Genomic DNA, 14,790 nt, shown 5'->3' on the forward strand with positions numbered 1-14,790 from the left:
CCCCGCCGTCGCCCTGTACTCGGTCGCCGCGGCCTGCCGGACCCCCGCGGTGGTGGGCGCCGCGCTCGTGACACCCCCGCTGACCGGCCTGGGACACGGCGGCCGGCTCCTCGACCCGGGCTTCGGCCTCCTCGCCAACACGGCCGCGGCCCTGCTCGTCGTCACCACCGGCCTCGTCGCCCGGCGCTGGCAGGCCGAAGCCGAGGCCAAGCGGGCCCTGCTCGCCGAACGGGCGGTGGCCGACGAACGCCGGCGCATCGCACGGGAGCTGCACGACATCGTCGCCCACCACATCACCACCATGCAGCTGATGGCCGGCGGAGCCCGCGCCAACCTCGCCCACGACCCCGGGGCCGCCCGCGAGGCCCTGGTGACCCTGGAGCAGTCCGGCCGGATGGCCCTCGGCGAGATGCGGCAGCTGCTCGACGTCCTGCGGGCCGGCGAGGAACCGGAGACCGCCGTGCCCGCCCCGCAGCCCGGAGCCGGGGACCTGGAGCGGATCGTCGCGGAGTCCCGGGCCGCCGGGTCGGACACCGAACTCACCGTCAGCGGCCCCGCCCGCCCGCTGCCGCCCACCGTCGGCCTGACGGTGTTCCGCGTCGTGCAGGAGGCCCTCACCAACGCCCGCAAGCACGCCGGGAACGCCCCGGCCCGGGTACGGCTGGACTACGGCCCGGACGAGGTCGCCGTCGAGGTCTGCGACGACGGCCCCGCCGACGGCACCGCCCGCCGCCCGCACCGCGGCGGCGGGTACGGCCTGATCGGCATGCGGGAACGCGTCGTCCTGCACGGCGGCACCCTGGAGGCCGGACCCCGCGAGGACGGCGGCTTCCGGGTCGCGGTCCGCCTCCCCGCACCGGCCGCCCCCGAAGCGCACCGCCGGCCCCACCCGCAGCGAGAGGAAATCCGCCGATGATCCGCGTGCTGATCGCCGACGACCAGCCGCTGGTCCGGCGCGGCCTGGCCCTGATCCTGGCCCCCGACCCCGGTATCGAGGTCGTCGGCGAGGCCGCCGACGGCGCCGAGGCCGTCGCCCTCGCGCAGGAGCTGCACCCCGACGTGGTGGTCATGGACATCCGCATGCCCGTCCTCGACGGAGTGGCCGCCACCGCGCGGCTGGCCGAAGTCCGGCCCGGGGCCCGCGTGCTCGCGCTGAGCACCTTCGACATGGACGAGTACGTGGTCGCCGCGCTGCGCGCCGGCGCCTGCGGGTTCCTGCCCAAGGACGTCTCCCCGGAGGAGCTGATCGCGGCCGTCCGCACCGTCCACACCGGCGAGGCCGCGGTCGCCCCGAGGCTGCTGACCCGGCTGCTCTCCACCTACGTACGGACCGCCCCGCGCGAGCCCCGGCCCGCCCCGGCGACGACCCCCGACGGGCTCACCCCGCGGGAGCTGGAGATCTGGCGTCTCCTCGCCCGGGGCCTGGACAACGCCGCGATAGCCGCCGAACTGGACATCAGCGTCTCCACCGTCAAGAACCACATCACCGCCGTCTTCGGGAAGCTGGGCGTCCGCGACCGCGCCCAGGCGGTGATCGCCGCGTACGAGACGGGGCTGGTCGAGGCCGAGCGGAGGAGCGGTTGAGACCCAAGTGCCCGCAGACACCCGGAATTCCCCGGCCCCTCGCACCCCTGACCAGCCAGAACACTGGATGATCCGCCGGTGCGCGGGGGGCCTCCCGCATGGCACAGTGCCAGGAGCACAGCCGCCGGACCAGGGAGCCCCCATGCGTGAACCGCACACCGCGCCGCCGGTACTCGCCGCGCCGGCCTCCCCCCTGCCGGACTGTCCGCGGTGCGCGGACGCCCCCGAACGGATCTCCTGGCGCCAGCGCCCGGGCGAACCGGTCGTCCTGGTCTTCGACCCCTGCGGCCACCGCTGGACGTCCCCCGCCCCGCCCGTCCTGGCCGTCACGCCCTAGGGTCTGTCGTCAAACTCCCGTCTGCCCCGCGACGCCTGGCACGCGCTCTCGCCGCACCGGGCGAAAGCCAAGTACGTCCAGTACGCGGGCTTCCGCCCGGCACGCCGAGAGCACGCACCAGACGCCGCGGGGCCGCCCTCCGGGCGACGACGGGAGTTTGACGACAGGCCCTAACGGGCTTCGAGCAGCGCGGCGATCCGCACGGCGAACGCCTCCTCGCCGAGGATCTCGATCCCGGCGGCCTCGGCCTTGGCCACCTTGCTACCCGCCTTCTCCCCGGCCACCAGCAGGGTCGTCTTCCCCGATATGGAGCCGGAGGACCGGCCGCCGGCCCGCTCTATGAGCTCGCGGACCCGGTCGCGCGTGTCGTACGCGGCCAGCGCGCCGGTCATCTTCCCGGTGACCACCACGTTCTGGCCGGCCAGCGGCCCCGCTTCCGCCTCGCCCGCCGGGGCCGCGGCCGGTACCTGCGGTTCGACCGGGCGGACGCCCGCCGCCGCCAGCTTGTCGATGACCGGGCCCAGTTCCGCGACCTGCGCCACGATCGCCGCCGCCTTCGTCTCCCCGACCAGCTCCACGGCCGTCATCGCCGCCGCGTCCGCCGCCCGGACCGCCTCCATCGTCCCGAAGTGGCGGGCGATCCGCCGGGACATGCCCCGCCCGGTCCCCACCACGCCCAGCGCGCAGAACACCCGCGACAGCGGCAGCGCCTTCGCCGCCTCGATCCGCTCCGCCAGCTTCACGGCCCGCTTCTCGCTCCCGGCGGCCCGCGCCAGCGCCGCCGGGTCCAGGGTGAACAGGTCCGCCACGTCGCGCACCCCCTCCTCCTCGACCAGGGCCCTTACGTACCGCTCGCCCAGCCCGTCGATGTCCAGCTGATCGCGCCCCGCGGCGTACAGGATCGCCGCGATCCGCCCGCAGTCGGCGGGCTGCGCGCACCGCCACCGCTCCTGCGAGCGGTCGATCTCCCCCTGGCAGCCCGGGCACACCTCGGGCACGACGACCGGCCGCTCCGCCCCGGTCCGCAGCTCCACCACCGGGGCCTCCACCCGGGGGATCACGTCCCCGGCCTTGTAGACCGTCACCGTGTCGCCGATCAGCAGGCCCCGTCGGGCGATGTCGGCGGGGTTGTGCAGGGTGGCGTGCCGCACCACGGAGCCGTCGACCTCCACCGGCTCCAGCACGGCGGTCGGCGCGAGCACCCCCGTGCGGCCCACCGCCCAGGTCACGTCCAGCAGCCGGGTCCGCCGCTCGACTGCCGCCAGCTTGTACGCGGTCGCCCAGTGGGGGTGGCGGGAGCCGGTGCCGGCCGCCGCCTGCTCGGCCAGCGAGTCCAGCTTGACGACGACCCCGTCGATCCCGAAGGGCAGCCCGGCGCGCATCCCGGCGATCCGGTCCACCTGCTCCTGCGCCCCCGCCGCGGTGGCCGCCACCGTCAGCCCGGCCGCCGTGTCCGCGGCCGTGCGGACACCGGCCGCCGCCACGTACGCCATGACCTCGGAGTGGGTGGTGCCCGGCAGGGCCGTACCGCCCTCCAGCTCCACCGCTGCGAACGCCCAGAAGCTCATCTCCACCGTGTACGCGCGCCCCTTGGCCCGCAGCGTGCCCGCCGCGCCGTTGCGGGCGTTGGAGAAGGGGCCCGCCCCGTGCTCCGCGCGCGTGCGGTTCGCCCGCTCGAACTGCTCCGCCGTCAGCAGCACCTCGCCGCGCACCTCGAAGGTGGCCTCCACGGCCAGCTCCAGGGGCAGCCCGACGATGGTGCCGATGGCGTGCGAGACGTCCTCGCCGCTGGTGCCGTCGCCCCGGGTGACGAGCTGGACCAGCCGGCCCGCGCGGTAACGGGCCGCCAGCGAGGCCCCGTCCAGCTTCGGCTCCACCGCGTACCCGCCGGTGACGGGCCCGCCCAGGCGCCTGACCAGCGAGGCCTCCCAGTCCAGCAGGTCCTGCGGGCCGAAGGCGTTGGCCAGCGAGAGCATCGCCGCCGTGTGCGCCACCTCCCCGCCCGCCACGGCCCCGCCCGCGACCTTGCCCGTGGGGGAGGCCGGGTCAACGTGCTCCGGGTAGGCGGCCTCGTACGCCTGGATCAGGGACACGAGCAGGTCGAAGGAGGCGTCGTCGAGCGGGGAACCGCCCGAGCCGTAGTAGGCCGCGGAGGCCTTCACGGCGGTGGCGATGGCGTCGGCGTACTCGTCACGGTCGGCCAGTGCCGACGCGGTGGTGATCGTCATGCCGTGATCGTCGCGCACGGGTCTGACAACGGCGGGGCCCAGCCGCCCGCGGCGACCTCGTATCCTGCACCTGAACACACCTGTGATCAGCATCGATGAGCCGTGCCGCGCGACGGGCGCCGGCCGGCGGGAACGGGAGAACCCTGATGGACGTGCAGCACTTCGAGAGGATCACCGCGTTCATCGAGGCCCGGCTGACCCCGCTGTTCGACGCGGAGACCGGCAGCGAGCGCGGCTTCGCGATGGACGACACCTCCCGCGCCCTGCGCGCGCTGCGCAACAGCGTGCTGGAGGCCTCCGCCGTCAAGGGGCTCATCGAGACGCGGGAGACCGCCGAGCCGCTCCTGCGCAAGGTCATCGACCAGTCGGTGGAGCACCACTGGGACGTGCTGCGCGGCATCGCCCGCCAGTGGGAGGACCACTCCGACTTCCAGCGGGAGTTCAAGCGCCACGCGTGGGAGCTCGACGGCACCCCCGCCGCCGCACCCGCCTCCGCCTGAGCCCGGACGCGCGGCGCGCCCGCACACCGGCCGGCTACCGGCTGGGCGCGCCGCCGATCAGGTAGCCGACGCGCCGCTCCAGCCCGCCCCAGCGGCGGTCGTGCCGGTAGGCCCGCTTGATGGTGCGGGCCCGGGTCCTGGGGCGGTGCCCGTAGAAGCGGCGCGCCCACGGCGAGGCCGGGCGGGCCAGCCGTACCGCCGCGAACAGGGCGATCATCGGGACGACCATCCCGAACACCGCGAGCCGGGGCTTGCCCTTGAACAGGGCCACCGCCGCGAGCAGCAGGTTGAACAGCACGGTGGCGCCGAGGAACAGACGGTTCGCCTGCTGGTCCTCGGTCAGCCCGTCCACGCCCAGCGGCAGGAACCCGCACAGCAGCAGGCCGGCCAGGGCGGAGGTCATGACCACCACCTCGACGCTGAGGGTGCCCTCCTCGGTCCAGTAGACGTCGCTCAGGTGCAGGATCAGCGCGAACTCGTCCAGGACCAGGCCCGTACCCATCCCGAAGAGCACGGCGGCCACCCAGGAACCCCACCCCGTACGGCCGCCCGCGATCGCGGTGAAGCCGCCGACGGTCATCAGGATCACCCCCGGGACACAGTGGTGCACGTGCAGCCCGCCCGGGGTGACGTTGCGGAAGGGGCCCTTGCCGGCCCGGATCATCCGGGTGATGACCCGGGTCACCATGAAGGTCACCACGAACGCCGACAGCGCCAGGAGCAGGGGCAGTTTCCCCGGCTCCAGGATGTTGCGGTACCACCAGTCGCCCATGCCGTCACCCTCCCGGCCCCAGCCGCCCGGCGCACCGCGAGGACCGCCGTTCGGGCGCCCCGGATCAGGCCGTCGCGCCCGTCGGGTCCGGCTGCGGCCGGGCCCCTGCTTCCCGGGCGGCCCGGCGGCGCCGCGCGTCCTCGTCGGTGTCCGCGTCGTAGGAGATCAGCTTCGGCAGCAGGGCCGCCAGCAGCGCCACGGACGCCACGCACGCGAGCCCGCCGCTCCAGAAGGCCGGCCGGGTCCCCGTCCAGCCGGCCATGGTGCCGGCCCGGACCTGCCCGAGCTGGGGACCGACGCTGTACGAGAGCACCTCGATCCCCGCGAGCCGTCCCCGCAGCTCCTCCGGGATCGTCTGGTTCCAGATCGTGGACCGGCCCAGCGCGCTCAGCATGTCGCCGGCGCCCGCCGCCGCGAGGCACAGGAGCACCAGCCAGATGTCCGTGAACCAGCCCGCCGCCGCGATGGCGAGTCCCCACGCGGCCGCCCCGAAGACCACCAGCAGCCCGTGCCGGCGCACCCCCGACACCCAGCCGCTGGTCAGGCCCAGCAGCAGCGAGCCCACGGCGCCCGCCGCGTACATCAGGCCCAGGGCCCACACGGCGTCCAGCTCGTCGGCCAGGAACGGGAAGATCGTGTTCGGGAAGGCGAAGAACATGGCCGCCAGGTCGACGGCGTACGTGCCCAGCAGCACCGGCCGGCTCCACGCGTACCGGGCGCCCTCCGCGATGCCCCGCAGCGAGGGCCGCTCCGCGCCCCCGGCCGGCGGCACCGGGCTGAGCCGCGCGCACAGCGCCACCGAGACGGCGAAGCCCGCGACGGTCACGGCGTACGCCGACGCGTAGCCCGCGTACGCCACGACCACACCGGCCAGCGCCGGACCGGCGATCGCCCCGAACTGGTAGCGCAGCGCGTTGAGCGCGGCGGCCGCGCTGAGCTGGTCGTGCGGCACGATCCGCGCCATCAGCGAGTCCAGCGCCGGACGCTGGAGGCCCGTCAGCGCCGACACCCCGGCCGCCACCACGTACAGCGGCCACAGCAGCGGGTGCGGCAGCAGCGAGTTCACCAGGAGCAGCAGCGCGAGCAGCCCGAGCCCGGCCTCGGTCAGCAGGATCAGCCGGCGCCGGTCCACCGCGTCGGCCAGCGCCCCGCCGTACAGCCCGCAGACCACCAGCGGAACCAGCTCCACCGCGCCCATGGCACCGACGGCCAGCGGCGAGTCCGTCAGGTGCTTGATCTGGAGCGGCAGGGCGATCATCGCCATGAAGGAGCCGAAGAAGGTGACCGTCCCCTGGAAGAACAGCAGCCGGAAGTCACGGCTGGAACGCCAGGGGGCCAGGTCGGGCAGTACGGAGGCCAAGCGGGATCTACTCACGGCCGACCATCCTGCGCGGCCGGCGGACGCCCGGGCAACGCGTTTTCGCCCCGGACGGGTCAAAACGGCACCCGGCGCGTGGCAGCGGCCGCCGCCCGTGGCACCCATGGGGCATGTCGACGGTGTCCCCGTTCCTGCGCACGGCCGCCGCCTACGCCTGGCGCCTGCTGGTCGTGGGCGTGGCGGTCTACGCCGTGTTCTCGCTGCTCGGCCGTTTCCACGAGATCGGCGTGGCGCTCTTCCTCGGCCTCGTCGTGACCGCCCTGCTGTCGCCGCCCACGCGGGGCCTGGCCCGGATCCTGCCCCGCTCCGCCGCCGTCGCGGTCACCCTCGTCGGCAGCACCGTCCTGCTGCTGGGCATCCTCGCGCTGGTCGGCGAAGCGGTGGCGGGGGAGAGCGCCACCCTGGTCCGGGAGTTCCGCGAGGGCCTCGTCAGCATCGAGAAGTGGCTGGAGCGCCCTCCCTTCCGGCTGGACCCGGGAGCGCTCACCGGCCTCCAGGCCAAGATCGGCGAATACCTGTCCACCCACCGCTCGACCCTGCTGAGCACGGCGGTGAGCGGAGCCGGCCACGTGGTGCAGGTGCTCACCGTGCTGGCGCTCGCGGTGTTCTCCTCGGTCTTCTTCCTGCACGGCGGCGGCCGCCAGTGGGCGTGGTTCTGCGCCCAGCTGCCCGAGCGCGCGCGTGGCCGCACGGCCCTCGCCGGGACCGCGGCCTGGCGTACGTTCACCGGGTACACGCACGGGATCGTGCTGGTCGCGGGGACCAACGCGGTGCTCGTCGGGGTGGCGCTGTACTTCCTCGGGGTGCCGCTCGCCGTCCCGCTCGCCCTGCTGGAGTTCTTCGCGGCCTTCGTGCCCCTGGTGGGGTCGCCCGTCGCCCTCGCGGTCGCCGCGGTCGTGGCGCTGGCGGCGCGCGGGCCGGTCATCGCGGCGGTGGTGATCGCGCTGATCGTGGTGATCGGGCAGATCGAGGGGCACCTGCTGCACCCCCTGGTGATGAGCTGGGCCGTGCGCCTGCACCCGCTCGTGGTGGCGGTCTCGGTCATCGCGGGGGCCATCGCGGCCGGGGTGGTCGGCGCGGTGGTCGCGGTCCCGCTGGTCTCGGTGGCCTGGTCGGTCTACTGCGCCCTGCGTTCCGAGGCCGGCGAGCCCGGGGACGAACCGCGCCCGGAGCGGCCCCCGGAACCCGAGCCGCGGCCGCGGCCCGGCCCGGACGGCTGATCCGCCCCGACGCGTCTACCGTAGGAGGTGGAGGTGGTTGCCATGGCGGAGCACGCCGCCGGTGCGGCGGCGCGGGAGCTGGAGGACGGCCGGCTGCTCAAGGAGCTGGAGACCATCCACCGCACGCGCCACGAGACCCTGCTGCACGGCTCGGACGACGCGCTGGCCACGCACACCCAGCGGCTGAAGGAGCTGGAGGACGAGTACGTCCGCCGCCACCCGGACCGCGCCCCCACCGCGGGACGCACCCGCTCGGGAGCGCGCGCCCGCACCTCGGGCGAGGACTGAGCCCCCCCGCACGTTGGTCCGCCCCGCGAATGCGCGGGGCGGCAGTGGGCTTGTTCCCGGGGGCGCCCGGGTGAAACCCGGGGAACGGCCGGCTTCGCGTACCCACCGGACGAGGACCCTCCTGGCTCCGCGTACCCACCGGACGAGGACCCTCCTATGAGTCTTCGTTGCTCCAAGTGAGACATCCTTGTATCATTCGGGGCGACGGAGACTCATTCTGGTGCGCAAAGGCACCCCCTCGAACGGAATCCCATGCACACCCCCACGCGGGACCCTCGCCGCTGGATCGTCCTCGCGATCCTCTCCGGCAGCCTCCTGCTCATCTCGATGGACACCACGATCCTCAACGTGGCCTTCCCCTCGCTCGTCGCGGACCTCCAGCCCGGAGCCGTGCAGCAGCTGTGGATCATCGACGTCTACGCCCTCGCGCTGTCCGGACTGCTCGTCACCGCCGGAGCCCTGGGCGACCGCTGGGGCCGCAAGCGGCTGCTGATGGCGGGCTTCGGCATCTTCTCCGCCGCCTCGCTGATCGCCGTGTTCTCCACCGAGGCCTGGCACGTGATCGCCGCCCGCGCCCTCCTCGGCGTCGGCGGCGCGGCCATCATGCCGGCCACCCTCTCGATCCTGCGCAGCGTCTTCACCGACGCCAAGGAGCGCGCCTTCGCCCTCGCCGTCTGGGCCGCCGTGTTCGGCGGCGGCATGGCCTTCGGCCCCGTCGCCGGCGGCCTCCTCGTCCAGGACCACGGCTGGCACTCCGCCTTCCTCCTGAACCTCCCCGTCGCCGCCGTGATCGTCGCGGCCGGACTGCGCTACCTGCCCGAATCGCGCGCCCCGCGCGGCGACGGCGCCTGGGACTGGTGGGGTGTCGGACAGTCCGTCGTCGGCATGCTCGCCCTCGCGGGCGGCATCAAGCAGCTCGGCAAGAGCGGCATCGCCGACCCGCTGCCCTGGGCCCTGCTCGCCCTCGCTGCCGTCGCGCTCACCGTCTTCGTCCGCCGCCAGCTGCGCCTGGACCACCCGCTGCTCCAGGTGCGGCTGTTCGCCAAGCCCGCCTTCAGCGTCGCCGCCACCGCGATCTTCCTGCCGATGGTCGGCATGGGCGCGGTCCTCTTCCTCGTCACCCAGTGGTTCCAGTACGGCCAGGGCTACACCCCGCTGGAGGCCGGACTGCGGCTGCTGCCCGCCCCGCTGGCGCTGATCTGCGCCTCGATGGTGGCCCCGGCGCTGATGCAGCGCCACCCCATCCGGCACGTGCTGGGCGCCGGACTCGTGGTCCTCGCGGCCGGCATGGCGATGCCCTGGACCGTCCAGCAGTTCACCGAGCCCGGCTACCCGGCCTTCGCCGCGGGCCTGACCGTCATGGGGCTCGGCGCCGGCATCGCCACCACCGTGGCCTCCGTCACCCTCGTCTCCGCCGCGCCCGCCGACCAGGTCTCCAGCGCGGCCGCCATCGAGGAGACCTGCTACGAACTGGGCTCCGCGATGGGCGTCGCCGTCCTCGGCAGCACCGCCGCCGCGCTCTACCGGGGCAACCTGCCGGCGCTCGACCTCGACGGCCCCGCCGCGAGCGCCGTACGGGACTCGGTCGGCGAGGCGGCGCACACCGCCGAGCGGCTCGGCGGCGCGGTCGGCCAGGCCCTCCTGGAGACCGCCACGCACGCCTACACCCTGGCGATCACCCCGGCCTTCCTGCTGGCCGGAGCCCTGTCCGTCGCCGCCGCGGCCACCACCTGGGCGCTGATCCCGCGCGACCTCCAGCCCACCGAGAACCACTGACCGGCCGGCCCCGCTCCCGGCACGCCCTCAACGGGGCGGCGCCGGGAGCGGGGCCGTGTGCGCCGGGGCCGCCGGCGCCGGGCCCAGGGTGGTCGTGCCCGGGGCCGCCCGGTGCCCGAGCCCGGTGCGGTAGGCGTCCATCGCCGCCTCCGTACGCCCCTGCCTGCGCAGCAGGTCGCCCAGCAGCCGGCACAGGTCCGCCAGGTCCCCGCCCGCCCCGCTGCGCTCCAGCAGCGCCAGCGCCCGTACGTAGTGCTCCTCGGCCGCCCCGGCGTCCCCGCGCTCCTCCGCGATCAGCCCCAGCAGCCGGTGCGCGCCGCCCGCGTGCACCGCGCCCGGGCCCGAACCCTCCTCCAGCAGCCCCGACACCAGCCCGGCGGCCTCCTCGTACCGGCCCAGGCGACGCAGCACGTCCGCCAGCTCCACCTCCACCTGCGCGGTGTACAGCGTCGCCCGCCGCGCCGCCAGCATCTCCCGGGCGATCCTCAACTCCCGCTCCGCCGCGTCCAGTTCCCCGTGCTGCGCCTGTACGTAGCCGCGCATCCAGTGGCAGTGCGCCAGGTCGGTCCGCAGCCGCAGCTGCCGGTAGACCGCCTGCGCCTTCGCGAGCGAGGCGTCGGCGTCGGCCACCCGGCCCTCGGTCAGGAAGGTCCGCGCCACCTGCCGGTGCATCCCCGCCACCAGCGCCGGATCGCCGACCTGCGGAGCCAGCGCCAGTGCCAGCTCCGCCGCGTGGGCCGCGCGGGCGTGGGCACCCATGTCGATGTACGGGCCGATGACCGCCGAGTACAGGAGCACCAGCGCCTCCGGGTCCCCGAGCCCGCCCGCGTTCAGCGCGTCGATCGCCGACTCCAGCAGGTAGCAGGCGTACCGCAGCTCCCCGGCCAGCAGGTGGGCGACCGCGCGGCCCCGGACCGCCCGGGCCCTGCGGGGCAGCGGCTGGTCCGCCAGCAGCAGCTCCGCCCCCTCGAAGTGCCGTGCCGCGTCGGTCAGTTCCCCGGCCTCCAGTGCGCAGTCGCCGAGTCCGAGCAGCGCCTCGGCCCGCTCGTCCGCCAGATCCAGCCGCTCGGCCTCGGCCAGCAGCCGCCGGAACTGCGCCGCGGCCTCCCGCGCCGGTCCGGTGGCCAGGGTGCGCTGGGCGTCGGTCAGGGCGAGCCGCAGCTCGGTGGCCAGGTGGGCCGGACGGCCCGTGGCGAGTTCCTCGTACGAGGTGCCGAGCCGCCCGGCGAGGAAGCGCAGCGCCGTCTCGGAGGGGCGCACCTTGCCGGACTCCAGGGTGGACACGTACGCCGGGGTGTAGGCGGGCTCCGCCAACTGCCGCTGGGTGAGCCCGCGTTCCGCGCGCAGCCGCTGCACCCGGCGTCCGATCTCGGTCGGATCGTCCATGAAATCCCCCTGTTGTCACCCTGCTCGTACCAACTCCCCAGTATCGAACCGGAGTCGGCCATTGGCGCACGGTCCGGCGCGCCGCCTAGTTTAAGCAGCCGGTTCAGCAGAGTTAACCCGTTGCTTAACACCCTGCCCGACTCCTTTTCCCCACGGAGGACTTCATGAGGCGAACCGTCCGGCCGACCCTGCGCGCGGCACTCGCCGCGGCCTGCGCGAGCGCGCGCTACTGGCGCCGCGACGCCCCGCGGCAGCGCGACCGCCCGCCCGGCGGCGTGCGCGTCGAGATACCGGGCGGAACACGGCGGCGACGCGGATCGCACGCCTGGTACCGCCGCAGGCGGGCAGACGCGCCCCGCCTCTCGAGCGGCGGCGCCGCGACGGCCAGGTCACCAAGATGATCGACAACGGCCCCACCGCGGACCGGCTCGACGTGGTCGTCATCGGCGACGGCTACACCGCCGGCGAACTCGACCGCTTCCACGCGGACGCCCGCGCCAAATGGGCCGAGGTCACCGCCGTCGAGCCGTACACCACCTACCGCGACCTCTTCAACGTCTGGACCGTCGACGCCGTCTCCGCCCAGTCCGGGGTCTCCGGCGACCCGGGCCCCGACACGGTCCGGGACACCGCGCTCGGCTCGTACTTCTGGTGCGAGTCCATCGAGCGGCTGCTCTGCGTGGACCAGCCCAAGGTGGACGCGTACGTCGCCAAGGCACCCGCAGCCGACCTGGTCATCGTCCTGGCCAACAGCGCCAAGTACGGCGGCGCGGGCTACAACGAACCCAGCGCCACCCTCGGCTACGAGGGCATCTCCACCGCCTCCGCCGGCCACCCCAAGTCAGGGCAGGTCGCCATCCACGAGACCGGCCACTCCCTCGGCAAGCTCGCCGACGAGTACTTTTTTTTTTTGCGTCCCCGGCTACGAGAAGTACACCGGCACCGAGCCCGGCGACCCCAACACCTCCGCCCTCGACGCCACCCGGATGGCGGCGGAACGGGCCAAGTGGTACCGCTGGCTCGGCGAGACCTCGCCCGACGGCGGCACCGTCGGCGCGTACGAGGGCGGCGGATACTACGTCACCGGGCTCTACCGGCCCACCGACAACTCCCTGATGCGGGTCCTCGGCAAACCCTTCAACCTCCCCGGCGTCGAGGCGATGACCACCGGCTTCCACCGGCACGCCCGCCTGGCCACCCCGCTCACCTCCACCGACCGCACCCTGCGGCTGCGGCACACCGCCAAGGTGACCGTCCCCCGCCTCCACGGGCCCGACGGACGGCAGCCGGAGATCCGCTGGTACCTCGACGGCCGCGAGCTCAAGCGGTTCGCGGGACGCACCGAGGTCCGCGTCGCCGAACTGTGGCTGCTCGACCTGCGCGGCCACAAGCTGTCGGTGAGCGTCACCGACCGCACTCCCTCGGTGCGCGACCCCGAAGCCGCCCGCGCCCTGACCTCCGGCCTCACCTGGGACGTCCGGCTCTGAACACACCCCGCTCACGGAGCCGGTGACTTCGCGAAGGCCAGGGAGTCCCACAGGGCGCAGTGGTGCGCCGCCGCCGCGTCGACCGGACGGATACCGCCCGGTCCCGGCGCCAGCTCCAGCACCGAGGAGGCGCCCGGCGCGAACCGGGGCCAGACGGGGGCGCCCGGCACGTCCGGCGCCCCCGTGCGGGCGAAACGCGTCCAGTAGCCGGTCATCCGCCCGGCCAGGGCCCGCTGCGGCTCCGCCAGGGCCACCGTCGTGAACAGGTAGGGCAGTTCGAAGCCGTGCGCCGCCCCGAACGGGAAGCCGGCGGGTTCCGGCAGCCCGGTGAAGTTGGGTGCCCCCCGGTCGGCGAACAGGTACTGGTACGCCGGCACGTGCCGGGCCAGCGCCCGGCCGTCCCGCAGCGTCGGGCAGGTGAAGGAGGCATCGGTGAGCAGCGCGGCCCACGCCAGCGCGGGCGTCGCGAAGGCGTCCGGCGGGTACACCGCCCCCACCTCGGCGGCCGCCGCGCCGAAGGAGGTCCGCAGCCGCGCCCGGTAGCCCTCCCCGTCGCCCACCGGATACGCCGCCAGCGTCTGCGCGAGGAAGAGCCGCATCTCGTCGAGGGTGTTCCCCTGCACCACCGGCACCCGGTGGAACCGCCCCGCCGCCAGCGCCCGGGCCGGCTCCAGCGGCAGCAGGGCGTTGCCGTACGCGACCCCCGAGAACCGCTCCATCAGCTCCGCCGTCAGCAGCCGGCCCGTGTCCAGGGCGCGCAGGCAGTCCAGTACCCGGCCCTCCGGCCGGCCGCCGCAGCCGAGGGAGGACGCCGCGGCCGTACCGGCCGCGACCGTGCGCCCCTCGGGCACGAAGGGCTCGTACGTCCCCACCGACGGCAGCACCGAGTAGGGCGGCATCGTCGTCGAGCAGGAGCCGCTCTGCACGACCGCCCGGTGGAAGAGGCCCGCCGAGGCGGGGGAGACCAGGTGCGCGCAGACGCTGAGCGCGCCCGCCGACTCCCCGAAGACGGTGACCCGGCCCGGATCACCGCCGAAACCGGCCGCGTTCGCCCGCACCCAGCGCAGCGCCGCCTGCTGGTCGGCGAGCCCGAAGTCCGGGGCGCCGCCCAGCTCGGGGTGCCCGAAGAACCCGAAGACGCCGAGCCGGTAGTTGACCGTCACCACCACCACGCCGCCCGCCGCCACCAGCGGCTCCGGCCGGTACGCGTCCCCCGAACCGAAGCGGAAGCCGCCGCCGTGGAACCACACCATCACCGGCCGCTCCCGCCCGGGCCCCGCCGGGGCCGTGACGTTCAGGAACAGGCAGTCCTCCGAGCCGGCCGGCCCGCCCGGCCCGAGCGCCGGCAGCTGCGCGCAGCGCGCCCCCGGCGCCCCGGCGTCCAGCACCCCCGCCCGGCGCGGCGCCGGCCGCGGCGGACGCCAGCGCAGCGGACCGGTCGGCGCCGCCGCGTACGGGATTCCCTCGAACGTGTCGTACGCCCCGTGCCCGCGCCCCCGTACGGGTCCCTCGGCGGTCCGTACCACCGGCCGCTCCCCGGCTCCGGCCACCGCCCCCGCGGCGGGCGGCCCCGAGACGCAGGCGCAGAGCATCAGCAGGACCAGCGCGGGCAACAGCGCGCCCAGCAGCCCGCGGTGGACGCGCCCGCGGCGGGCGGAACGGGGATCCGGCACGGCTGAGCCCCTCCTCGACGGGTCGGTCAGGCCACTGTGCGCGCCCCCGCCTCCCCCGGCCCCGCCTTGCTTCCGGCGTGTCCGGCCCGCGACGCGGACACGCCGGGGAGCCCCCCGTTTGCCCGCCCCGGAGTGGCGCAGTCGCGACCCGTGCCGCTGAA

Annotated in this window: 13 protein-coding genes and 1 pseudogene; 9 read left to right on the plus strand and 5 right to left on the minus strand. The window is 75.1% G+C overall.

What is annotated here, in order from left to right; all coding sequences use genetic code 11:
- The 3 genes from SSNG_RS31580 to SSNG_RS31590 all read left to right on the plus strand — a co-directional run.
- The coding region (locus SSNG_RS31580) for a sensor histidine kinase (RefSeq protein WP_128637254.1) at positions 1 to 916 on the plus strand (916 nt) is incomplete at its 5' end.
- The gene (locus SSNG_RS31585; protein WP_042802457.1) at positions 913 to 1,584 is read left to right on the plus strand and encodes a response regulator transcription factor; all 672 of its coding nucleotides are present in this window, start codon (positions 913 to 915) and stop codon (positions 1,582 to 1,584) included. The genes SSNG_RS31580 and SSNG_RS31585, both read left to right, overlap by 4 nt.
- A 142-nt stretch (positions 1,585 to 1,726) precedes the next feature.
- Entirely contained in the window at positions 1,727 to 1,921 is a 195-nt protein-coding gene (locus tag SSNG_RS31590) for a hypothetical protein (protein WP_007268013.1), read from the plus strand.
- 170 nt (positions 1,922 to 2,091) lie between these two features.
- Here SSNG_RS31590 and ligA read toward each other — a convergent pair whose 3' ends face one another.
- Positions 2,092 to 4,149 carry an NAD-dependent DNA ligase LigA gene (gene ligA / locus SSNG_RS31595; RefSeq protein WP_042802459.1) on the minus strand — a complete coding sequence of 686 codons (2,058 nt, stop codon included), beginning with the start codon at positions 4,147 to 4,149 and terminating at the stop codon, positions 2,092 to 2,094.
- 146 nt (positions 4,150 to 4,295) lie between these two features.
- Here ligA and SSNG_RS31600 point away from each other — a divergent pair, with 146 nt between their 5' ends.
- The gene (locus tag SSNG_RS31600; RefSeq protein WP_042802461.1) at positions 4,296 to 4,649 is read left to right on the plus strand and encodes a hypothetical protein; all 354 of its coding nucleotides are present in this window, start codon (positions 4,296 to 4,298) and stop codon (positions 4,647 to 4,649) included.
- Positions 4,650 to 4,683: 34 nt separating this feature from the next.
- Here SSNG_RS31600 and SSNG_RS31605 read toward each other — a convergent pair whose 3' ends face one another.
- Complete coding sequence (locus SSNG_RS31605) at positions 4,684 to 5,421, minus strand: hypothetical protein (protein ID WP_007268016.1); 738 nt, start codon at positions 5,419 to 5,421, stop codon at positions 4,684 to 4,686.
- 64 nt (positions 5,422 to 5,485) lie between these two features.
- Positions 5,486 to 6,796, minus strand: coding sequence for an MFS transporter (locus tag SSNG_RS31610; RefSeq protein WP_050779792.1), 1,311 nt, complete (start codon positions 6,794 to 6,796; stop codon positions 5,486 to 5,488).
- Positions 6,797 to 6,909: 113 nt separating this feature from the next.
- Here SSNG_RS31610 and SSNG_RS31615 point away from each other — a divergent pair, with 113 nt between their 5' ends.
- The 3 genes from SSNG_RS31615 (at position 6,910) to SSNG_RS31625 (ending at position 10,083) form a co-directional block, all read left to right on the plus strand.
- Positions 6,910 to 8,019: an AI-2E family transporter gene (locus tag SSNG_RS31615; protein ID WP_007268018.1), complete on the plus strand. Its 1,110-nt coding sequence runs from the start codon at positions 6,910 to 6,912 to the stop codon at positions 8,017 to 8,019.
- 42 nt (positions 8,020 to 8,061) lie between these two features.
- Positions 8,062 to 8,307, plus strand: coding sequence for a DUF6158 family protein (locus tag SSNG_RS31620; RefSeq protein ID WP_007268019.1), 246 nt, complete (start codon positions 8,062 to 8,064; stop codon positions 8,305 to 8,307).
- A 252-nt stretch (positions 8,308 to 8,559) separates the two neighbouring features.
- Entirely contained in the window at positions 8,560 to 10,083 is a 1,524-nt protein-coding gene (locus SSNG_RS31625; RefSeq protein ID WP_007268020.1) for an MFS transporter, read from the plus strand.
- A 27-nt stretch (positions 10,084 to 10,110) separates the two neighbouring features.
- Here the strand turns inward: SSNG_RS31625 and SSNG_RS31630 are convergent, their stop codons facing one another.
- The gene (locus SSNG_RS31630; RefSeq protein WP_007268021.1) at positions 10,111 to 11,469 is read right to left on the minus strand and encodes a helix-turn-helix domain-containing protein; all 1,359 of its coding nucleotides are present in this window, start codon (positions 11,467 to 11,469) and stop codon (positions 10,111 to 10,113) included.
- Between the two features lie 397 nt (positions 11,470 to 11,866).
- Here SSNG_RS31630 and SSNG_RS45435 point away from each other — a divergent pair.
- Both SSNG_RS45435 and SSNG_RS45440 read left to right on the plus strand, forming a co-directional pair.
- A pseudogene (locus SSNG_RS45435) lies at positions 11,867 to 12,316 on the plus strand (M64 family metallopeptidase); the annotation flags it as partial.
- 139 nt (positions 12,317 to 12,455) lie between these two features.
- Entirely contained in the window at positions 12,456 to 12,956 is a 501-nt protein-coding gene (locus SSNG_RS45440) for a M64 family metallopeptidase (protein ID WP_347232483.1), read from the plus strand.
- Between the two features lie 11 nt (positions 12,957 to 12,967).
- Here SSNG_RS45440 and SSNG_RS31640 read toward each other — a convergent pair whose 3' ends face one another.
- Positions 12,968 to 14,629 carry a carboxylesterase family protein gene (locus tag SSNG_RS31640; protein ID WP_241695164.1) on the minus strand — a complete coding sequence of 554 codons (1,662 nt, stop codon included), beginning with the start codon at positions 14,627 to 14,629 and terminating at the stop codon, positions 12,968 to 12,970.
- Between the last annotated feature and the right edge of the window lie 161 nt (positions 14,630 to 14,790).

It is taken from the genome of Streptomyces sp. C (genome assembly GCF_000158895.1).
Lineage (GTDB): Bacteria > Actinomycetota > Actinomycetes > Streptomycetales > Streptomycetaceae > Streptomyces > Streptomyces racemochromogenes.